A 511-nucleotide genomic window follows, 5' to 3' on the forward strand; every position below is an offset into this window, starting at 1 on the left:
TTACGTCTACGTGACTTGGGTGGCTTAGTGGTTATCGACTTTATCGATATGACACCAGTACGCCACCAACGTGAAGTAGAAAACCGCCTACGTGAAGCAGTTCGATTAGACCGTGCTCGCGTACAAATCGGTCGTATCTCACGCTTTGGTCTTCTAGAGATGTCTCGTCAACGACTGAGCCCTTCTCTTGCAGAAGCAAGCCACCACATTTGTCCTCGCTGTAGCGGTACAGGTGTTGTTCGTGACAACGAATCTCTAGCACTTTCTGTTCTTCGTTTGATTGAAGAAGAAGCACTAAAAGACAACACAGCTCAAGTATTGGCTGTAGTACCAGTGCCAATCGCATCTTACCTATTGAACGAAAAACGTCGCTCGGTTAATCATATCGAACGAATTCAAGAAGTGAAAATTACGGTTGTTCCTAACTCAGACATGGAAACACCGCACTTTGAAGTAATTCGCGTACGCGAAGGTGAAGAGTTTGATTTAATTTCTTACCTACTTCCTAAGA

Annotated in this window: 1 protein-coding gene; it reads left to right on the forward strand. The window is 44.6% G+C overall.

Going from position 1 to position 511, the window contains the following annotated elements; translation table 11 throughout:
- On the forward strand, positions 1–511 hold a 511-nt coding region (locus tag R7190_RS30990), incomplete at both ends, for a ribonuclease E/G (RefSeq protein WP_318138356.1).

It is taken from the genome of Vibrio sp. 1078-1, assembly GCF_033340475.1.